This window comes from Woeseia oceani (assembly GCF_001677435.1).
In the GTDB taxonomy this organism is placed as follows: domain Bacteria; phylum Pseudomonadota; class Gammaproteobacteria; order Steroidobacterales; family Woeseiaceae; genus Woeseia; species Woeseia oceani.
In genome coordinates this window covers 640,140-661,631 of sequence record NZ_CP016268.1, presented here as the reverse complement: position 1 = coordinate 661,631, position 21,492 = coordinate 640,140, and the positions used below count along the sequence as shown (strand labels likewise).

Annotated in this window: 11 protein-coding genes and 1 riboswitch; of the genes, 6 read left to right on the top strand and 5 right to left on the bottom strand. The window is 58.9% G+C overall.

The features are described 5' to 3' along the window. Positions 1-48: 48 nt before the first annotated feature. Both BA177_RS02790 and BA177_RS02785 read right to left on the bottom strand, forming a co-directional pair. A complete protein-coding gene (locus tag BA177_RS02790) occupies positions 49-3,921 on the bottom strand; it encodes a translocation/assembly module TamB domain-containing protein (RefSeq protein ID WP_068612574.1) in 3,873 nt (1,290 codons plus the stop codon). After that, complete coding sequence (locus BA177_RS02785; protein ID WP_068612572.1) at positions 3,918-5,840, bottom strand: autotransporter assembly complex protein TamA; 1,923 nt, start codon at positions 5,838-5,840, stop codon at positions 3,918-3,920. Before BA177_RS02785 ends, BA177_RS02790 begins: the two co-directional genes overlap by 4 nt. 230 nt (positions 5,841-6,070) lie before the next feature. Continuing rightward, positions 6,071-6,153, top strand: a riboswitch (cyclic di-GMP riboswitch). 108 nt (positions 6,154-6,261) lie between these two features. Here BA177_RS02785 and BA177_RS02780 point away from each other — a divergent pair. From BA177_RS02780 to BA177_RS02760, 5 genes are all read left to right on the top strand, one after another. Next, on the top strand, positions 6,262-7,611 hold the full coding sequence (locus tag BA177_RS02780) for an FAD-binding oxidoreductase (protein WP_068612570.1): 1,350 nt from the start codon (positions 6,262-6,264) through the stop codon (positions 7,609-7,611). 210 nt (positions 7,612-7,821) lie between these two features. Then, positions 7,822-8,895 (top strand): efflux RND transporter periplasmic adaptor subunit, encoded by a 1,074-nt coding sequence (locus BA177_RS02775; RefSeq protein ID WP_082989809.1) that lies wholly within the window; start codon positions 7,822-7,824, stop codon positions 8,893-8,895. 28 nt (positions 8,896-8,923) lie between these two features. Continuing rightward, positions 8,924-10,021 (top strand): efflux RND transporter periplasmic adaptor subunit, encoded by a 1,098-nt coding sequence (locus BA177_RS02770; RefSeq protein ID WP_068612564.1) that lies wholly within the window; start codon positions 8,924-8,926, stop codon positions 10,019-10,021. 13 nt (positions 10,022-10,034) lie between these two features. Then, positions 10,035-13,250, top strand: a complete 3,216-nt coding sequence (locus tag BA177_RS02765; protein WP_082989808.1) for an efflux RND transporter permease subunit — start codon at positions 10,035-10,037, stop codon at positions 13,248-13,250. Positions 13,251-13,254: 4 nt separating this feature from the next. Further along, positions 13,255-16,326, top strand: a complete 3,072-nt coding sequence (locus tag BA177_RS02760; RefSeq protein ID WP_068612562.1) for an efflux RND transporter permease subunit — start codon at positions 13,255-13,257, stop codon at positions 16,324-16,326. Here the strand turns inward: BA177_RS02760 and BA177_RS02755 are convergent. Next, on the bottom strand, positions 16,295-17,089 hold the full coding sequence (locus BA177_RS02755; protein ID WP_068612559.1) for a choice-of-anchor H family protein: 795 nt from the start codon (positions 17,087-17,089) through the stop codon (positions 16,295-16,297). The two genes, BA177_RS02760 and BA177_RS02755, sit on opposite strands and share 32 nt — an antisense overlap. Before the next feature lie 187 nt (positions 17,090-17,276). Here BA177_RS02755 and BA177_RS02750 point away from each other — a divergent pair, with 187 nt between their 5' ends. Next, positions 17,277-18,260 (top strand): DMT family transporter, encoded by a 984-nt coding sequence (locus tag BA177_RS02750; RefSeq protein WP_156762665.1) that lies wholly within the window; start codon positions 17,277-17,279, stop codon positions 18,258-18,260. Here BA177_RS02750 and BA177_RS02745 read toward each other — a convergent pair whose 3' ends face one another. After that, the gene (locus tag BA177_RS02745) at positions 18,261-19,175 is read right to left on the bottom strand and encodes a tetratricopeptide repeat protein (RefSeq protein WP_156762664.1); all 915 of its coding nucleotides are present in this window, start codon (positions 19,173-19,175) and stop codon (positions 18,261-18,263) included. It abuts the gene before it with no gap. A gap of 2 nt (positions 19,176-19,177) precedes the next feature. Beyond that, positions 19,178-21,394, bottom strand: a complete 2,217-nt coding sequence (locus BA177_RS02740) for a transferrin receptor-like dimerization domain-containing protein (RefSeq protein WP_068612554.1) — start codon at positions 21,392-21,394, stop codon at positions 19,178-19,180. Between the last annotated feature and the right edge of the window lie 98 nt (positions 21,395-21,492).

Sequence of the window (21,492 nt, the reverse complement as noted above, 5' to 3'; positions counted from 1 at the left end):
TACCTGTCACAGATCCGTATGCGACTCGCCGCATAAACGGACGTACGGTCAGCGCTCTATCGTGTAGCTGATGTCCACGCCGGCCGCCCGCTTGCCCGAAGTCGCTTTGATACCGAAACCGCTGGCAAGGTCGTAACGCACACTGATCACGTTTTCTTTGTCGAACAAACCAATGCCGTAACTGGCGTACAAACGTGGCGCAATATAGGTGCCGACGTCGACCGCGCCTACGCCCTGTTCGTAGTTGAAATCGCTACCCGTGGCGAGCAGGGTCAAGGCACGATCCTCACTCGTCGCCGGAGTGGTGTAGACCTCGAGCTTGGGGCGCTGCGCTGTACCGGTTACCAGTACCCCGGCCCGTCGAATTTGCGAGTTACCGAATATCTCGCGCTCAGCGCGTACCCGTAGTTCGGGATTGCTTGCCGGAACATTCGGAAAGCGGACCGTACCCTCGCTGATCTCGAGCAGCTGCCCGTAAGCCTCGAACTTGCCGGCAATATCGAAACCACCACTGGCCATCGGCAATGCCGGGCCGCGCCACTCGAAGCGCGTCTTGCCACGCAAGCGGGCCTCGGCAACATCCAGATCGATGATGACGTTGTCACCGAGTTCGAACTCAACAGCTCCCGTGAAGTTGAGCGGTGATTCATTCTCCGCCACCACTGCCTCCGGCGGCAGTTGCTCACCGACGTAAACAACGTCGTCGCTTTCGCTGACGCCGGTGTTGATCAGGTTCACGGATGCGAGTCGCGCGGCGGGCACCGTAATCCTGCCATTGATACTCAGATCGTTGTTACGCAACCCCAGCTGCACATCCGGATTGATAGTGACACTGAGATCCTCCAGATTAACGAAGGTCAGATTCGTGCCCGCCAATGACAGTTCCAGGCCTGCGCTCCGCCCTTGTAAATAATCCGCACTGCTCGACAAAGTGCCGCGCCCTTCGCCGGCGCGGAATGTCGTCTGCAATTCAATACGGTTACCCGGGCGAATTTCGCTGGTTACCTGTATGTCTTCCAGCCTCAATCCCAGCGGATCGTAAACCACGCGACCATCGCGCAGCGTGAGGCCACCGGAGAATTCCGGCGCCTCGAGTGACCCGCCTACCCGTATGTCGGCGTCGAGCAATCCCTTGGCTTCGTCAACTATCGGAAAAATACGGGCACCGACGCCTATGTCGCGGATGCTTGCCGTCAACCGGCCTTCGACAGGACTTTGCTGACCGCGACCAACATCCAGCACGCGAAATTCGCCGTTAATCTCAGCGGCATCGGAGAATGGCAGGCTGATCTCACCGGCCAACAGCTGGCCATCATCGAGTTCGAACGCAGCGAAGCCTGCGCGTGTGCGCAAGGTCAGGCGCTCGTCGAACTGGTTGCGTATCAGTCCGGGGGTGACATCGACACGGCCAGTACCCGAGACCAGGCCATTCGCGGAGTTCACCAGCTTGACGTTGCCGTTCAGCGTTTGGGTAAATTCCAGATCGGAGCCGGTCGCTGCACGCAGCAGATCGAGTGGCAAGGACTCAAGCTCGAAAGCGAACTGGTAACTGCCGCCCGCCGCCCAGTCACCGTTGAGGCAAACACCGCCACCCGTCTCAACATCGATACAGGATTCGCTCAACCGCACCTGACTGGCCGCCAACTCAAGCTCCGCTGGCTGGCGCAGCGACACGGCTGATTCGTTCTCTCGTTGCAAGGTCAACTCATCGAGCATTCCGCTCCAACCAGCGCTGCCAAGCTTGCGCCAATCATCAAGCCCACCGTGCAACGCAAGCGATGCCTGAAAGTCAGCAGCGACTACGCCGGCCGACATCTGATGCTCTTGCGGCAGGCCGTGCAACTCAATGCTGGCGCTTTCAAGCAGTTGCTCGCCGCGGGCAATATTCTGTGCAGAAACAGTTACGCCCAGCGGCATCCCGCCCTCGCCGACGACGTTGCGTGCCTCAAGCTTTTCCACAAGGAATTGCTGCCAGCGAAGGTCCTCCCCAACGAGTTCGATGCTCAGTAACGGCAGTTCCGTGGACGCCCGCAAATTGCCTTCGCCTCGCAAGCTGCCTGCCGCCTCAGGCATGAAGTCGGCCAGCGACTCAACCTCAATGACGAACTGCAAACCTTCGGCAGCCTGCCAATCTCCGTTCAGCAGCAACGACGAGTCGCCCGACTGCACTCGCAACTGATCGGTACTTACCTGATCACCATCAACGTGGACTCGACCAGAGGCCGAAAACGCCTGGCTCCGCAGCGCACCAGAAAGCGCTTCAATCTGAAGGTCCAGCGCGAACGGAGTGACCTGGCCGCTCGCTGCGAACCGGCTGCTGATCTGTCCCGGGTAATCCGGCATGAAAGCCGTAGTCTGCAGGCTTCGCGCATCAAGCCTCGCCGAAAATTCGTTCGCCCCTACCCAGCTGTAGGCCAGCTCGCCGGTTACATGGCCGCCCAGCACCTGGCTGTCATCAATGACCAGCGCCAGACCTTCACGAGTGCCATTGCCAGCCAACGCAAAACTGCCTTCCGGAATATCGCGGCCACTGACAGCAATGTCACCGGCCAAGGTCCAGTTTTCCGGTGTACCGCGCACTGTCAGTTCAGCGCGACGACTTGCAAGATCGGCGACGGACGGCGCCAGCGGCCATTGCAGTTCTGACCACTCGAGGTTCATGTCGACGATGCCACCGTCCAGGTCGAGCACGCCCTCGGCACGAACGGCAGCCGGCCCATCCGCCTGCTGCAGCTGCAGACTGGCAACGTCCAGTCGCGCCCCGGACAAGCCGGCCTCGGCGGAGCCCGTTAATCGCTGTTGCTCCGGCCAGTCCTGAATCCAGCGACGCGGTTCAAGCCGTTGCAAATCGATTTTTGCTGCAGCACTGAACTGATCCGCCCAACGCACTGTTCCGTTGACCGTGGCGTCAACGTCGGCCGAGTGCAAGTTCAGCTGCTCGACCTGCAGCTCCGCAAGATCACCTCGCAGCGTGCCAGTCGCGTTGACAGGCCCGGTTGATTCGGTCGCCAGCGCCACTTCAATCTCAATGCCGTAGTCCTGCATGCCGCCGGTCAGCGTTGTCGTCAACTCGTGCAACGAAACGACGGCTTGTTCGCCATTCAAAGGCCACTGCAACCGCTTGGCCGCGGCAAGCAAGTCGAAGCGCGGTTGGTTATCGACATCGCTGATCGTTCCGTTGACCACGATTTCATGAGTCACCGAACTGAGATCCAGAGTCATTCGGTTCAGGTTGCCGTCCAGCTGCAAGGCGAGCGCGACTGGTTCTTTACTGGCCGTGCCAACCTCGAGTTCAGTGCTGGCTGCCAGTGACAACTGCAACGGAAAGGGTTCCGCCAGACCCAGAGCACCCGAGGCGTTCGCCCCGGCCAGCGGCGCAGCAACAGACAGTTGTTCAATCAGTAACTCATTGTAGAGACGCGCAACCAGCTGCAACCGATCAAGGTGCAACTCACTGGCGTCCTCCAAAACGAGATCGACATTGCTAACAGTGAGCTGGCGAACGCTCACCGGCAACGGCAAGCGCATGGCCGCAAGAATCTGCCGCACGCTGGCGGCAGGCGCTTTGGCCGGCGCCGGATCAGCCTCAGTCGGCGACAACTGCACCGTTACGTCACTGGCCTGCAGTTTCTCCACCGTCACACCCAACGGAAACAGATCAGGAGTTACTGCCAGAGTCAGTTGCCCGATGACGATAGCCGTGCCCGGCTGCTGAAAACTCAAGCGTTCGAAATGCAGTCCACCGCTCACGGTTCCGCGCAACGAACCGGCGGACAATTGCTCCGGCAGGGCCGCGCTCGCGCGCGACCAAAGCCAGCTGGCACCCGATTCTGTGCGCAGCAACCAAAGCATTGCGGCACCGGTGACGAGTACTGTGCCGACCAGCAGTATCAGCAAATAACGAGCACCACGTCTGATCACAGTAGCGGCGACCCCATCGTGAAGTGAATTCGCCACGGCTGGCCGTCGACATCCAGCGCACGGGCGAAGTCGACCCGCACTGCTCCGGCAATCGAGTACCAGCGCACACCGAAACCAACGCCCTTGCGCAATTCTGCTTCGTCCCAATCGTTGAACGCATTGCCGATATCCGCGAATGCGGCGACTGACCAGGCGGACGCGACTTTCATTTCAATCTCGGCGCTGGCCGAAACGACATTGTTGGAACCAATGTCATTGTTGCTGAGTTCTTCGAAGCCGTAGCCTCGAACGCTGTTGCTGCCTCCCGCTTTGAAGCGGTATCGATCCGGTAGCTGGGTTACCGACAGCGAAAACGGTTCACCGTCGACGGTGCCCGTGATTTCGCGCACATCGGCATCGCTGTAACCCAGTTCCGCGCGTAGCAGGACCTTCCAGCGATCGCCGTACAAATAGCTCCGGCGAGTGGAAACATAAAACTGGCTGAAATCCCGCTCAGAACCCCAGGCTTCGTTGCCGGTGAACAGCCACGCTCGCTCGCGGTGCCCCTCCGTTTCGAACGCTTTGCCACTCACAGCCGGCCAGTCCCATTCAACACCTAGCGCCAGCGTACTGACCGTGTTGCGGAACAAGCCGCTGAAACGCGGATCATCTGCCAGCGCGACAATGTCCGCGGCGGAATCAGTGCCTGGACGGTAGTCGAACGATTCGCGAATTAACTCCAGGTAAACCGTTTCCAGTATTTGCTGGAAACCCTGCTTGCGATCACGCACGTGAAGCCGACCGAATCGCGCATTCAGGTCCTGGACCTGACCGTTGGCGAGGGTCACGAAGTCTTCGTCATTTTGCTGCCGCTTGAATTCCAGATCCTGGTTGTCGTAGCGCAATGCGGAGCTGGCGACCCAGTACTGGCGCTGTGCCGTGCGGCGCGGAATGCGGTAGTCGGCACGAATTGAAAATTCATCATCGATCTCCCGGTAACCGGTACCGACATCGATACGATCGCCCTTGGTGGACAGACGGTGCCTGCTCCACAAACCCTGCAGGCGGATTCCGGTATCGGTACCGAAACCGACAGACCCCTGATAGGTATTCTTGGTATCGCCTGCCAGTTTCGTGTGCAGATTGACGACTGGCGGCGTCTGCTCGAACAAACGCTCCTCTCGCACCTCAATATCAGTGAAATAGCCGGTACGCCACAAGTCGAGGCGAAACTGTTCAAGCAGTTCTGTGTTGTACGGCATACCAGGCTCGAAGCGCGGCACATTCTCCAGCACCCACGGTTTCAGAATATCCTGGTCGTAGATGACTTCACCGAACAACACCTGCGGGCCGCTGTCCAGAACCAGGTCAAGTCGCGCCTCGTTCGCCGCGAGGTCCACGGAAATTTTTTGCTGGACAAAGCGTGCCTGCAGGTAACCCTGAGTTTCTGCTGCGATCAGAACCGCCTTTTTCTGTTCTTCCCAGCGCGGTTGATTAAGGACGGCACCCGCCGGCAATGGCCAGTTGCGTTTCCAGTTGCGCAGCTCGGCATTGTCCGCGCCATCCCCTGTGACTTCTATATTGGCGGCCGCAATGCGCATCGGCTCACCGGGACGGACCTGCACACGCATGCGCCAGTTGTCGGTCGCCACAGGTACCAATGTCGCCGTAATCTCTGGCTGGTAATAGCCGTACGGCTTTAGCGCATCGCGTACGCGCTCTCGAGCTTCGTCACTCAGTTCATCGAATCTGCCCGCCGAAATACGGGTATTGCCAGTGAAGCCAAACCGCTCGAGATGCATGCGCACGTTGCTGAGCAACGGGTCCGAAATGCCGGTTACGACATAATTCAGTTCATTGGCGAAGGATGGCTGCGCGAGCATTGCGCCAAGAAGCAGCCAGGCAAGGCGCTGCCGCGTTCGTAAACTGAATACCCGCACTATGTTTTAACCATTGTCAGAAGGCCGTGCATTGTAATAGGACAATTCCACACTGCATGTAGTTTCGACCGTAACGCCGCAATTTAGCGGCGGCGCAGATCGCGACTAGCTCGCCATGCCATTTCGGCACCGCCCGGCCAATCGTTAGCCGATAATCGATTTAACATCATACAGCTATGTGCGGACTGGCAAATTGACAGCTCCCGGAGGCCATGCCACGATCATCCGTCAATTGACAAAGGCACACCTGTCGAAAGTCAGGGTCGCAAAGCCACCGGTCTAAGGGGAAACCTACGACAGCGGGGTTGCCAACAGTTCCAGGCGTCACGCGCCTGTCAGGCAGCCGCCGCCCTTGCAACCGGTTTAACGCCGCGCCTCCCCTGCCTGCCGACTGTTCCCCGTGTGCCGCAAGGAGTGGAGCATGGGCGCAGATATACTCAGGCAATCAGGCGCATTCCGCGTTCGCGGTACCGCCAGGCCGTGCACGTTTCAGCCACAGGATGAACGCGAATTGTTTCGCGCGTTCGCACCGAGTGCCAACTTCCTGCCCCCGTTCCGCCCGGCCGGGGCGCGCAGTGCTGCTACCGATTGCAATTCAACCACTGCCGGAACGGTTGTTGACCTGACAACGCTGAACGCCATACGGGATATCAACCTGAATGAATTCACGGTGACGGTGCAGCCGGGCGTGCGCATCCGCGAGCTGGCCACCGAGCTGGCATCGCAGGGCCTTGAACTTGAGGGTTGTCACGATTTGATGGACCGTACTGTCGGCGGCGCGGTTGCCGGTGGCTGCATCGGGCCGGCAATTGGCGGCGATGGCGGCCTGTTCGCGGCGCAACTGTGCAGAGCAAAGTTGCTCACGCCGAGCGGTGCTCCGCTGGAAGTCGACGCAAGCAAGAATAATCTGCTCAGTGCGCTGCGGCTGAGCTACGGCATGCTGGGTGTGCTCTATGAGTTAACCCTGCGGGTTCGCCCGGTGCGGCCGTTCAGCGCGAATCATCGACGTTGCACGATCAGCGAGTTCGCCGCGATTTCAGACAAAATTGCCCGCAGTCCCGCGGGTGTGCGTTTCTGGCTTATGCCGTTTCGCGACCGGGTCTATCTGGATTTGCGCCGGCATGACAGCAGCAGTGCCGAAGGCGGGCGGCTGCCGTGGCGCATCAAGGACTGGGGCGAGAGCACGGTGTTGCCGCACGTTTTCAAATCGCTTAAGCACATCGTGCCGGTCAAGGGTGTGCGTTACCGATTGATCGATGAGATAAGCAGCATCACGCAAGGCCTGGTTAACAACCGCCTGGTCGAACACGGCAGCAACTCAACTATCCAAACGGGTGGAGCGCATACGCAGACGCTGAACTACTCGACCTGGCTCTTCCCTGCCGCCGACTTTGCCATCGTTGTTCGGGCCTACCAGGAGTTCTGCCTGCGGATTCGCAATGAGACCGGCTTTCGTTGCGATATGCCGACGATGGGCTTTCGCCTCAACCGAGATCCATCCGCCTTACTGTCACCCATGTTCGACGAAGCCATGATCGCATTGCGCGCCATTTCCACTCAGTCTGCCGGCTGGGAGGATTTTGCGATCGACTTCGCCGGCTTTGCCGAGCACTGGGGCGGCGTGCCCTTGTTCAACCAGTCCCGCAGTCTCTCGCAAGACCACGCCCGACAGGTCTTTGGCGAGCGCATCGAGTTTTTTCGAAAAGTCCGCCGCCGGCTCGACCCCGAGAACCGCATGATGAATCCGTTCTTGTCGCAGTATTTTCTCTAGCCTGATCAAGCAGTAGCGGCGCTGCGCCTGCCCGGCGCCGGCGGCTCGCGCTCGCCTCCCTGTAGCCAGGCCTGCGCCACCCCCAATCCAAATTTCGCTCCCGCGCATCTTAGAGTCAGTGGCAATCGCCCGGTCTCGTTACGGTGACGTTGCGCTTAGCCTACCTAGTGTTATACTCAACTATAACACCAACATACCGAGGACTTTCCGATGTCTCCCAGATCAGCACTATTGCGCTTGGTACCGCTGGCCGTGTGCTTCTCGCTGGTGACCGGCTGTGGGGTGGGCGAGGCCCGAATCGCCAGCGCGGCCCCCCCTGCAGCACCGCTGCCAGTGACCGGAGTAAGCGCTTATATCACTGATTTATATGCCACTTATCAAGCAACCTCGACATTGAATGCTGACCGCGACGCCGCCGTTCCGGCACGAGTCAGTGGCGAAGTGGTGGCATTGCTGGTCGAGGAAGGCGATCGCGTTGTGCAGGGGCAATTGCTGGCGCGGCTCGATGGTCAACGCCTGCAGCTGCAGGTCCAGCAGTCGGCCGCCGAACATACCCTGCGCCGTACCGAGCTTCGCCGCCAGCAACGGCTGCACGAACACGGCCTGGTCAGCGCCGCATCCTTTGACAGCCTGCAATACGACGTGGAAGCGCTGGCTGCCGCTCTGGAGCTCGACCGGCTGAATTACAGCTACACGGAAATTCGTGCCCCGATCAGCGGGGTCGTCAGCAGCCGGGCAATAAAGCTCGGCCAGTACCTGAAGCCCGGTGATCTTGCCTTCCGCATCAGCGACACGACACAACTGGTAGCCACTGTTCGCGTACCACAGAACGAACTTGAACATTTTCGGGTCGAATTGCCATTGAGCCTGCAAGTCAACGCCGCCGGGACCCGGGAATACCCCGCACTGATCGACCGGATCAGCCCTGTGGTCGACCGCAGTGACGGCACCTTCCGCGTTACCAGCTACGTGGACAATGCCGACGGCGAACTGGCACCCGGCATGTTCGCGAAAATCAGCGTCCGCTATGAAAAGTTTGCAGACGCCGTGGCTCTGCCGGAAAGCGCGGTCATGGAAGAGGACGGCGCCTTTGTCGTCTACGTAATCAGCAACGGACAGGCAGAACGGCGGGAGATCGTTCCCGGTGTTCGGGATCGAGGACTGGTACAGATAGTCGATGGCGTCAGCGCCGGTGATGTCGTCATTAAGAACGGCTCGACGGGCGTTCGCGATGGAACAGCCGTCGTTGCGATGAATCTTGCGGTTGCCCAGCAGCGCCGCTAGCACATAACAAAAGAGGGAGCGTTACGAAATGACAGCCAACAGGGCCTCAGGATTTCTGCTTGTACTGTTGCTGGCCGCGTGTCAGTCGGAGACAGCGTCAGAATCCGCCAGCGAGAATGAGCCGCTGCCGGCGATCCCCGTCGAGGCCGCGTACCCGAGTCGGGGCGACATCGTTTCAACCTATTCGGGTACTGCCGCGATTGAAGCACTGGCCGAAGCGACGGTCATCGCCAAAGTCGGGGGAGAAGTACGGGAAATACAAGTTGAGGAAGGCGACGACGTCCGTGCCGGCCAGTTACTGGCACGACTCGACGGCGATCGGCTGCGGCTGATACAGACTCAGGCCGAGGCCAACCTGCAGAAACTGCGCCGCGACTTTCAGCGGAATCAGGACCTGAAGGACCGTAGCCTGATCAGCGCCGGCGATTTCGAAAAAATCCAGTACGAAATGGAGGCACTTGAGGCCAGCTACAAAATGGCCAGTCTCGAAGTCAGCTACACCGAAATACGCGCCCCGATTGACGGCGTGGTCTCGGAGCGCTTCGTAAAAACAGGCAACACGATTGATGTCAACGCGAAGCTGTTTCATGTCACCAGTCTCGACCCACTGGTCGCGTACCTGCACGTGCCTGAACGGGAATACCGACGCATGTCGCAGGGAATGCCAGCAACCATTCAGGTTGATGCCCTGGGCGGTGCGCGTTACACAGCAAGCATTGCCAGAATCAGTCCGGTTGTAGACCCGTCCACCGGCACGTTCAAAATCACCGTGGAAATCTCCGACCCGGAACGACGTTTGAAACCGGGCATGTTTGCGCGCATCGGAATTGTTTCCGACATACATGCCGACGCCCTGCAAATCCCGCGCAGCGCTATTGTTGACGACGGCGGCGAAACATCCGTGTTTGTTGTCAAAGATGAAACCGTCAGCCGCCGCCCGATCCGCACCGGCTTTGTGGCCAATGGCAACATCGAAGTTGTCGAAGGGCTGAATGACGGTGAGCAGATTGTGATTGTCGGCCAAAGCGGATTGCGCGACGGCTCGCGCGTCGAGCTGATCGACACGAGCCCCGACGCGAATAATGTACTGGCAGCGCCAGCACCAAGTTCGCAAGACGAAAGCTGACAGGTACCGGACTATGCGGCGACTCATCGAAATCGCGACCCAGCGGCGCGTCACCATCGTCATGTTCACTATCGCCATAGTGCTGTTTGGCATGGTGTCCCTGTCACGCCTGAACGTTAACCTGCTGCCCGACATTTCCTATCCAACCATCACGATTCGTACCGAACTGACTGGCGCGGCACCCGTCGAGATCGAAAACCTCCTGACCAAACCCATAGAAGAGGCCGCCGGCATCATCCGGAACGTACGGCTGGTGCGCTCGGTGTCGCGCTCCGGTCAGTCGGACGTGACCCTCGAGTTTTTGTGGGGCACGGACATGAACATTGCGGGCGTCGATGTTCGCGAAAAGATCGATATTCTCGAACTTCCGATCGAGGCCAGCCGTCCCTTGTTGTTGCGGTTTGATCCGTCAAGTGAACCCGTCATGCGTTTCGGCCTGCTGCGTAGCGAAGAAGGTATCGCCGGTACCGACAGTGATGAAGCCACTCTCAAGTCTTTGCGGCGCCTCGCTGAAGACCGTATCAAGAACGATCTGGAGGCGGTCGAAGGTACCGCCGCCGTCAAAGTCAGCGGCGGTATGGAAGATGAAATCCAGATTCGCGTGGACCAGCAAAAGCTGTCGCAACTCGGACTCAGTATCGCGGAGGTTGCCAATCGACTGCGCGCCGAAAACGTCAATTTGTCCGGCGGTCGACTGGAAGAAGGAGCTCAGCGCTTTCTGGTCCGCACCATCAACGAATTTCAGAATGTTGAAGAATTCGCCGATGCCATCGTAGCCAATGTCGGCGGTACACCGGTTTATCTGCGTGACATCGCCACTGTCAGTCGCGGCCACAAAGAGCGAGAAGCCATTACCCGCATCAACGGTCGTGAATCGGTGGAGCTGGCCATATACAAAGAGGGCGATGCCAATACGGTACAGGTAGCTCGACGCATCAGTAATCGACTCGAGAGTGTTCGCGAAACCTTGCCGGACGGCCTGGACCTGACCCTCGTCTATGACCAGTCCACGTTCATTTCGGCGGCTATCCGCCAGGTCACGTCCGCCGCCATCTTCGGCGGCCTGCTCGCTATCGTCGTTCTCTACGGCTTTCTGAAAGACGCTCGTGCGACCGCCATTATTGCAATCGCTATTCCGGTATCGGTTATCGGCACATTCCTGCTCATGTACAGCAATGGCGTTTCATTGAACATCATGTCGCTTGGCGGTATTGCGCTGGCGGTAGGGATGCTTGTGGATAACGCCATCGTCGTGCTTGAGAACATAGTCCGCAAACGCGAACAAGGCTACGCCCTCGTGCAAGCTGCCCAGGAAGGCACGGCCGAAGTCTCCGGCGCGGTAGTTGCAGCAACACTGACCACCGTCGCTGTCTTCTTTCCCATGGTCTTCATCAGCGGTATCGCGGGCCAGCTGTTCCGCGATCAGGCGATGACAGTGACCTTCGCGTTACTGTTTTCACTGCTGGTCGCGCTGACCTTGATACCGATGCTGGCCGCATTGTCACCCGGCGGGCGATACGGCAACGACGACGGCACACCGCCGAACCGTTTCACCCGCGGCGTGGCACTCGTCCTTCGCGGCGTCAGGTTTCTGTTCGCACTGCTTGGCAAAGCTGCCCGATTGGTGCTGCTGGTACCCGGCTTTCTGCTCGACCGCCTGTACCGGGTCACAGCGCATTACTACGAGCCGCTCTTGGCATGGTCATTACGCCACCGGACCGCGGTTATTGTTGGCGCACTGGGTATTTTTGCCGCAACGATGCTGTTAATACCGCGTTTGGGCAGCGAACTCATTCCACAGCTCTCGCAAGGCGAATTCAACTTGCAGCTACGGCTTGCGCCGGGCTCGCCGCTGGCCGAAACGGACCGCGCCATCCGAACCGCGCAGACCGCTGCCAGCCAGCTGGATGAAGTCGAACTCACCTATTCCGTTGCCGGTACGGGCAACCGGCTCGATGCCAATCCGGTTGATGCCGGCGAACACAGCGGATCGTTGAACATCACCTTGAAATCCGCAGCTGGCAAGGAAGCGGAAGAGCGGGTAATGACCGCACTGCGTAACGAAGTGTCACGGATTCCTGGTACGCAGTACGAATTCAGTCGCCCGTCATTGATGAGTTTTGCAAGCCCGCTGCAAATCGAAATAGCCGGCTTCGACCTCGACGGACTCGAACGCATCAGCAACACCGTCGTTCGCGAACTCGATCAATCCGGACGCTTTACTGATGTCCGCAGCAGTTTCGAACAGGGCAATCCTGAAATCCAGATCGTATTCGATCAGGAACGTGCAGCGCGATTGGGACTGGCCGTTCGTGACATTGCTGACCGGGTGGTTGCCAATGTGCGCGGTGAAGTCGCGACGCGATACACCTGGCGCGATCGGAAAATTGATGTGCTGGTACGCAGTGTGGACAACCAGAATTCAAGCATCGATGAGATCCGCAACCTGATCATCAACCCCGCATCGGACCGACCCGTGACGCTCGATGCGGTCGCCGATGTTTCCGTGGCGCTGGGCCCTGCCGAGATTCGCCGCGTCGCGCAGGAACGTGTGGCTATCGTCAGCGCCAACATCGCCTACGGCGATCTGGGTGCTGCGGCAATTGAAGCACAGAAGATCATTGATCAGCTGCGGATTCCCGCCGGTCTGACGGCCACGGTTGCCGGTCAGAACGAAGAAAAAGAAGAATCGTTCCGCTCCATGCAATTTGCACTGGCGCTCGCTATCTTTCTCGTCTACCTCGTGATGGCCTCCCAGTTTGAATCACTGATTCATCCGTTCGTCATTTTGTTCACGATTCCTCTGGCGCTGGTCGGTGCCGTCATCGCCCTGTTCATCACCGGAACCACCGTGAATGTCGTGGCCTTGATCGGTGTGATCATGCTTGCCGGCATCGTCGTCAACAATGCCATCGTCCTGGTGGACCTGATTAATCAGCTGCAGGACCAGGGCACCGAAAAACTGGAGGCGATACGGGTCGCCGGCAAAGCGCGTTTGCGCCCGATCCTGATGACCACGCTGACAACGGCACTGGGCTTGCTGCCCATGGCGCTCGGTGTTGGTGAAGGCGCGGAGATTCGCGCACCGATGGCCATCACTGTCATCGGCGGCCTGTTGACCTCGACGCTGCTCACGCTGGTCGTGATTCCGGTGGTCTATTCATTGCTCGACCGCAAGCGCCGCCAGGCAGCAGAGCCCGCTGGCGAACTGCTGGCGGAACGGTCGTAATCCTATGAAACACACCGAGATCGCACTCCGCCGGCCCGTAACCACAGTAGTTGTGTTCGTCGCGCTCGCACTTACGGGTCTGATCGCGTCACGCCTGCTGCCGCTGGAAAAATTCCCCGATATCGAGTTCCCGGGCATATTCGTGCAGATACCGTACGAGGGCTCTACACCGGAAGAAGTCGAGCGTCTGATCACACGCCCGGTGGAAGAAGCGCTGGCCACCCTGTCGGGCGTCAAAAGAATGTCGTCGCGTTCCAATGACAACATGGCGCAGATTTTCCTCGAGTTCGACTGGGACCAAAGCATGGGCGCGAAAGGCATTGAGGCCCGCGCAAAAGTGGACGGTGTTCGCCACCAGCTGCCCAAGGACGTTCGTCGGGTTTTTGTCTTCACCGGCTCACTGGGCGATCAGCCGGTCCTGCAATTGCGAATATCCAGTGACCGGGATCTGTCCGACAGCTACGACATGCTGGACCGTATTCTCAAACGCCGAATCGAACGCGTGCCGGGTGTTTCCAAAGTCGAATTGCACGGCGTGGAACCACGTGAAGTCCGCATTCTGCTGCAATCCGACCGACTCGCGGCGCACGGCGTCAGCATAGACGCTGTGCGTAATCTGCTGGAGCGCAGTAACTTCGCCGTCAGCGCAGGTCGGATCACCGACGGTGGCGCGCGCTTCAGTGTGCGGCCCAAGGGCGAATTCGAGTCTACCGCACAGATTGCCAACCTGGTCATCGACGGTGCCAACCTGCGGCTTGGCGACGTCGCAGAGGTCAGCCTGCGCAGCCCCGATCGCGAATATGGCCGGCACCTCGACCGCAGTTACGCGATCGGAGTGTCCGTCAGCAAAACCACAGGCGCCAACATGGTTGAGGTCACCGACCGGATCATGGACGAAGTGCAGCGCATCGGCGAATTGCCGCAAATGCAAGGCATCAAAATCTTTGACCTCGACAACCAGGGTGACAGCGTACGTGAGTCTCTGGCCGATCTGCTGAGCGCAGGCCTGGTTGGCGCCCTGCTCGCCATCATCGTTCTGTACCTGTTTCTGCGGCAAATATCCACAACGCTCATCGTCACCGCTTCCGTGCCATTCTCGTTGATGATCACATTGGGTGCGCTGTACTTTGCCGACCTGTCTCTCAACATACTGACGATGATGGGCTTGATGCTTGCTGTTGGCATGTTGGTCGACAATGCCGTCGTGGTGACCGAAAGCGTATTCCGGCATCGCGAGAAGAATCCGGATGACCCTGTAAGGGCCACCCTCACAGGTGTACGCGAAGTCGGCCTTGCAGTCATTGCCGGCACGGCAACCACCGTCATCGTATTTCTGCCCATCATGTTCGGCACCAAGACCGACATCACCGTATTCCTGACGCATGTCGCCGTCACGATCATCGTCGCATTACTCGCCTCGCTGCTGATCGCTCAGACTCTGGTGCCGATGCTCGCCGCAAGAGTCAAAGTGCCGCCGCTGGCTACCGGCGGCCGGGCCATGAAACGCCTTGCCGACACTTACGTGCGTGCACTGGAATGGATACTCGGTAATCCATGGAAGACATTTCTCGGCATTTTTCTGACCTGCGTTATCGGCGTACTTCCCATCATGCCGCCGCTCAACCTGGTCAAGTTCGATGCATTTCCGCAAGACAGCGGACGCCGCTTGTTCATGCCCTACTACATCGAAGGCCAACATCCGCTGGAGCGTGTTGAAGCAAGCGTTAACCGGATAGAGGAGTACCTCTTTGCCAATAAGGAAGCCTTCAATATCCGATCCGTCTACAGCTACTACGACAAGGGAGAGGCCTCTTCCACACTGCTGCTCACAGAAGACGACGAAGCCACGCTGTCGACCAGCGAGGTCGTCGCATTGATCGAAAAAAATCTGCCAAAACTGGCCATCGGCAATCCCAGTTTCGAATTTGACCAACAGGGTGGCGGCAGCGGCTTCAGTCTGCAGCTATCCGGTGATTCGACAACCCGCCTGAATGAACTCGGCGCAGACCTTTCCCGCATTCTCGAGCAAGTGGAAGGGCTGGAAGATGTACGTTCGGACGCTGACGCCGGCGAACGGGAAGTGCAGGTGCAGGTTGACCGGGTTCGTGCAGCCAATGCAGGACTGACCAGCAGTGACGTAGCGGGAGCGATAGCCATTGCCATGCGCGGGCAGAACTTGCGTGAATTCCGCGACGCTAACGGTGAAATAGGTGTTCGCCTGGCGTTCAGAGAGAGCGACAAACAGACCGTTGAACAACTGACCGAACTGCCGCTGTATACCTCGCGTGGCGAGCGCGTGACTCTTGGCAGCGTTGCCAGCTTCCGCCTGGGTCGCTCGCCTGAAACGATACGCCGGACCGATCGGCAAACCGCTGTCGTACTTACGGCTAATCTGGCTGAAGACTTTTCGCTCGAGAAAGTGAAACCAGTCGTGGAAAAGCTGATGGCCGAGTTCAGCCTGCCGCCCGGTTATAGCTGGAAATTTGGCCGCGGGTTTGAACGCAACGACGAGACTCAGCAGATGATGGCAACGAATATCCTGCTCGGCATTGCATGCATTTTCCTGGTCATGGCAGCACTGTTCGAGTCGTTGTTGTTTCCGTTCGCAATCATTCTGGGCTCGATAGTCTTTTCCGTGCTCGGCGTCTTCCTGTTTTTTGCCGCGACCGGCACGACATTCTCGTTCATGGCGTCCATCGGAATAATGATACTGATCGGCGTCGTCGTTAATAACGGCATCGTGCTGGTCGATCACATCAACAACCTGAGAACCTCAGGCCTCACGCGCAACAAGGCCATTATTGAGGCTGGGCGGGATCGTTTGCGCCCTATCCTGATGACCGTCGCAACGACAATACTGGGATTGACGCCACTGGCCGTCGGCACAACTCAGGTTGGCGGCGACGGCCCGCCGTACTTCCCGATGGCCCGCGCAATCATCGGTGGTCTGGCGTTTTCGACAGTTGTGTCGTTGCTTGTGGTACCCGCGCTCTACGCGTACTTCGACTCACTCTCGCAGTGGACCGCCAAGCTGATGCGCACCGTCAGGCAAGAGCCTTTCGTCGCAAAGCACTGAAGCGGCGCGCCAGCAACGGCAGAACCAGCATGCCGAGCAGTCCGAAACCATTGCCACCACCATGACCGATGACCACGACCTCCTCAACGTACGGTCGGTCGCGAACCCGGTCTTCCAGGTCGAGGAAGGACAATGCCGATGAATCGACAGGTCCGTACTCTGCCAGGAATGTGCCGTCGAATGCGTCGTACAACTCGATCAGCAAGTCATAGCTGCCGGCGGGATAGCCGCTTTCAAGCTCTGTCACGATAACGTACTCGTCATCACTGCTCGCGCCATAGATAGTAAAGTCATCGGTTGCCGCGTACTCGTTCCAGGGCCCACCTTCCAGACTGAGGTAGACAACGGCATAGACATCCGCGGCTTCGAAGTATGTATCGGCATCGAAAAGGAGGTCGATGCCATAAAAAAAACCGTCATTGTCGAAATCGTTGAAGAGGATGACATCGGCATCATAAAACCAGAAGTCATCGCTGATCGCTTGCGAGCGCGTTACTGACGACGCCCCGCTGAGCTTTTCTGCAGCGGAATTCTGGCGTGCCCCAGCGGTCTGTAGTGCCGGAAACTCGTGGCGAACTGTTTCTGTCGCGGCCCCGTCCCGGCCACCACGCACGATTTGCCGGCTGGCCGTCACCCGCACTTCGTTGTCGTTCACACTCGATGCGGCTTGCGCGTACGCCGTGACGGCGGCGAACGGCAATGCGAGCAGCCCGCCTAATCCCGCAATGGTCAACATTTTTGCCAGCTTGTATTGAGTGGACATCACGATTACCTCTGTCGCACAATGAATGAGTCTGCAGCAATTAAAGCCCGACAGGCATGAATCGACGCTGAACGGCCGCCAGCCATCATTCGCTCGTAGCTGAACTAAGCCTGAACAACAAACAAGTGCGTACTCCGGGTGCCGTTTTTCGCGCCTGAATCACACGCACAGGACAAAGCGAAAATTGATGGCCGGAAGTACCCCAAGCAAAGACGACATGGGCAAGGCCATAGGCTTCCTGTTGTTTGGTGTGGCCGGGGGTCTGGGCCTCGACCTGTGCGCCAAAGCGCTGCTGGTCAACTACTCACTTTCCCAGTTCATTTTTCTTCGCAGTACCTTCGGCTTGCTCATTCTCTTGTCGGTGGCACGTTGGTATGGCGGTTACGGCAATCTTCGTACCCGCAACTGGCACTGGCATCTGCTACGCACGCTGTTGTCGTGCGGGGCTATGTTTGGTTTCTTCTACGGGCTGTCGCGGATGCCGTTGGTCAACGCGCTGACGATCGCATTCACTGCACCCTTGATGGTCACGGCGATGTCTGTGCCGTTTCTGGGCGAGCAAGTTGGCTGGCGCCGCTGGCTGGCGGTCATTGTCGGTTTCGCCGGTGTGCTGCTCGTGCTGCGGCCGGGCTCGGGGCTCGTGACTCCCGCTTCATTGGCCGTCCTGTTCGCAGCAACCTGCTATGCCGGGCTCGCCATCACGGCGCGTCGTATGGCCGCTGAGGAGTCCAGTTTTGCGCTGTCAGTCTACGTGATGAGCGGCCCCTTGTTGATGTCCGGACTGCTGCTACAGGAAAACTACGCGACGCCAGATGCGAGTGGCTGGCTGTTGTTTGTATTGGCCGGCGCCTGTTCGGCTTGTGCGTGGATCGGCATCGTCGGTGGCTACCGGCGCGCACCGCCGGTGGTACTCGCCCCGTTCGAATACACGGCGTTGATTGGCGCTGCCATTGCCGGCTACTGGATCTGGAACGAAGTGCCGGACAACTGGGTTATTGCCGGAGGTGCGGTCATCATTGGCAGCGGCCTGTACGTCGTCCACCGGGAAGTGGGCGGCGGTGCACCGGTCCGGTACCTGCGTGCTTTGACAGCCAGCGCAAGCGCGACTGTCATGCGTCGCGTGCGGCGCAGCGAAAGCCCTGGCGACCAGGCGCCTGGGCCTGATGTGTGACTACAAAGCAGCCAGATCGGCTTCAGCGGCAATCACACCGAAAGCCGACCAGCCGTCATTAGCGGCGAGTTGCTCTAACATGGCGATCGCCCGGGACGTTTCCCCGCTGTAGTAAAGCCAATTGGCTATGCCATAGCCGACGGCGGAACCGCCCGGCGTATCCGCGTTCTCACCCATGATATCGGCGTAAGACAACTCACCCTTATAGAACAGACACAACTGGTGATAACTGTCGTTCTCTATGACCGTCATGTCGGCCGTGATCGGTGTCAATACCTGGCGGGCCTCAGCATCACGCCCCATGCGCCTGAGGATCATGTAACGCCAGTGCGTGGTCGAAACCTTGTTGTCGTCATTGTCACCCACAGCGTACGCCGTATCGTAGGCACGCAAGGCATTCTCCCAATCATGCTGCAGGTAGTAGGCGAGCCCGAGGTGATACCAGATATTGCCGTGCAGCGTGCTGATCGGCATGTTCATGGCATTCGGCAGGCCATCCGGTTCGATCTCATTCGGCTGCCCATCAATCAGCTCCACGGCGCGTTCGAAATCCTTGATGGCATGATCGAACTTGCGTATGGAAATGTAACGGTGTCCACGATGCCGGTACATACGCGCATCATGCGGGTGTTTGACGATGCCTTCGCCGAAGACTTCGATTGCCCGGTGGTAATCGCCGGTGTAGGCAATCCGTCGCCCGTACCAGATGATGTTGTCAGCATCGTCAGGATCACGCTCGTAGTCAGCCTGAGCCTCTGCGAGTTGCTCCAGCGCCTCTGCCGAGGGCGGCGCGGAGTACAAAGGCTGCCCCAACAGCGATACGGCTTGCGGTCTGACCGCAACGTCTGCTGCACTCGCCTCTGCAATGAACAACCCGATACAAGCGCAAACACAGACTGCGAGCGCGGCTCTCATGATTACCTCTCCAACATGTCGGTGACCGATTCGATTCTCTCGGCCATTCTCAGCAGGACGGCAGCCGCTATGTCGACCTGCGGCGCGACCGCGTCGTATTGCCGCTGCTCAATGGCCTCACGTACACCCGGTATCGTTTTGACACCGTAGCCAGTGTAAAAACCGGGTGCGTATATGTGGTGCTTGTACCAGGGTCGCCCGCTCAATCCCTGATCGCGGGTGAGCAGCCGTTCACTGGTGTAAAGCAGTTCATTGATCGTGCGTGATGAGCGGCCACTGTCAGCCACTGCGGCATCGTATGCCTGCGCGGCCGCTTGCAGTCGCTCCAGTGCGTTTCGCAATGGCGCGAACGAAAAGTACGGCACTTTGGGCTTGGCCGTGGGCGGCCCCAGGGGGCCGGTCGGATCCAGCGCCAATGCGTACAAACCGTCTTCGATTTGTTGATTCTGACTGGCGGTCTCTTTACGCAAGTCGTCGGCCAGAGCCTCAAGCTCGTCTATGTACATCGCGACATTGTCAGTAAACCCTTCAAACTCAAACGGCAGCAGCGGCGCATTGGCCAACCGCAATGTTGCACGACCAGCCACCTTGGAAAGTGCGGCACCGTAGTGCAGCCCCGGATCACGCCAGGTGGTGTAGTGCTCGAAGGTGTCATACAAGGTGTGATAACTGCCGCTCGCGCCCTCGCCGCCAAAGCCGAAGTTTACGGAAGCAATGCCGAGGTGTTGCAGGAACGGCGTGTAGTCTGAGCCGGAACCCATCGGGTATAAACGCAGGCTGCTGCGCTTCGCCTCCGCGCGTGCCTTGTCGCTACTGGCCGCCGTCGTCATCGCCGCCTTACGGCGCTCCTTCAGACTGACCCCGGTTTGCGGATCAGTCACATCATCAACGACTCCATCCAGAAATCGTTCGAGCGTGTGGCTACCACCAACACTGATGAAGCCGCGACTGTTGCCGTCCGTGTTCAAGTAGGCGACCGCGTGTTTGCGCAGCTCATCGGCATGATCTTCAGCCCATTCCGTCGAGCCAATCAGGCCCGGTTCTTCGGCATCCCAGGCTGCGAAAATAATCGTTCGTGCAGGCCTCTGGCCCGCTTTCGCCAACTCACCAATGGCTTTTGCCTCAGAAAGCATCGCGACAATGCCCGATACCGGGTCGGCGGCACCGTGATTCCAGCCATCGTGGTGATTGCCGCGAATAACCCATTGCTCCGGGAACTCGCTGCCTTCCAGCCTCGCGATCACGTTGTAAGCCGTGACCGTATCCCAGTTGAACTCAAGCTTCATACGCACCCGCGCAGGACCCGGCCCGAGGTGGTAGGTAATGGGCAAACCGCCACGCCACTCATTGGGAACAACGGCACCGTCCATGGCCGCCAGCAAGGGCAGCGCATCTCGTGCGGAAATCGGCAGCACGGGAATTTTGGTGATCGTCGGTGCATTGTTTCGATCCAGACGCTTGGCATCGGCCGTCGCGCCGATGCCTGGCGTCAGCACGTCGCCGGGGTAAGTTGGCATGTCCATTACCGAGCCCCGCTGTACGGCACTCTCGTGCTTGAACGGCCCCTTGGGGTAGACATCGCCCGCCGCATAACCGTCGTCACCCGGGTCGGAGTAGATGATGGTCGCAATCGCACCTTTCTCGCCCGCCAGCTTCGGCTTGATCCCACGCCAGGACTTGCCGTACTTCGCGATGGCAATCTTGCCTTCCACGCTGACCCCGTAGCGTTCGAGCAGCTCGTAATCTTCGGGTATGCCGTAATTGACGAACACCAGTTCGCCTTCCACTTCACCGTCAGTGGAAAACGCGTTATACGGTGGCAGAAGCTCATCCCGCACCGCCGTGCTCGGATCTTCCGCCAGAGTGTCTTCCTCGAGCCCCGCGGTGTACTGCTGCGGCGCAAGCAATTCCAGCTCACGGGTTTTGGGCGTCGGCAGCAAGATGCTGTACTCGGCAATCTCAACCGAATACCCCCACGATTCCAGCAACGCCGCGATGTACTCCGCGTTTTCCTTGCCCGCTGTTGAGCCTACGTGGTGCGGCTTGGCCGACAAGCGTCGCAGCCATTCCGTCTGTTCTTCTGCACTGATGTATTGATCAAATCGCGATTCCAACGCGCGTTGCGCTTCGCTGCGAGGCTGATCGAAGCCCAACAGCTCGTCCGCAACAGACAACTGCACACCGCCTGCTACCATCAGTGCCAAAAGAACAAAACGCATACCTTCACTCCCGGGAAGAATTTTTTTTCAGGATTTGCTAATCGTCGGCAACACGAGCTGTCGCACCAGCCAATGTCGCTGCGCATGAGAATGTAAGT

Bases quoted from the DNA above. Each gene is read 5' to 3' on its own strand.
- BA177_RS02780 (WP_068612570.1), top strand. From the start codon at position 6,262: ATGGGCGCAGATATACTCAGGCAATCAGGCGCATTCCGCGTTCGCGGT.
- BA177_RS02775 (WP_082989809.1), top strand. From the start codon at position 7,822: ATGTCTCCCAGATCAGCACTATTGCGCTTGGTACCGCTGGCCGTGTGC.
- BA177_RS02770 (WP_068612564.1), top strand. From the start codon at position 8,924: ATGACAGCCAACAGGGCCTCAGGATTTCTGCTTGTACTGTTGCTGGCC.
- BA177_RS02765 (WP_082989808.1), top strand. From the start codon at position 10,035: ATGCGGCGACTCATCGAAATCGCGACCCAGCGGCGCGTCACCATCGTC.
- BA177_RS02760 (WP_068612562.1), top strand. From the start codon at position 13,255: ATGAAACACACCGAGATCGCACTCCGCCGGCCCGTAACCACAGTAGTT.
- BA177_RS02755 (WP_068612559.1), bottom strand. From the start codon at position 17,089: ATGTCCACTCAATACAAGCTGGCAAAAATGTTGACCATTGCGGGATTA.
- BA177_RS02750 (WP_156762665.1), top strand. From the start codon at position 17,277: ATGGCCGGAAGTACCCCAAGCAAAGACGACATGGGCAAGGCCATAGGC.
- BA177_RS02745 (WP_156762664.1), bottom strand. From the start codon at position 19,175: ATGAGAGCCGCGCTCGCAGTCTGTGTTTGCGCTTGTATCGGGTTGTTC.
- BA177_RS02740 (WP_068612554.1), bottom strand. From the start codon at position 21,394: ATGCGTTTTGTTCTTTTGGCACTGATGGTAGCAGGCGGTGTGCAGTTG.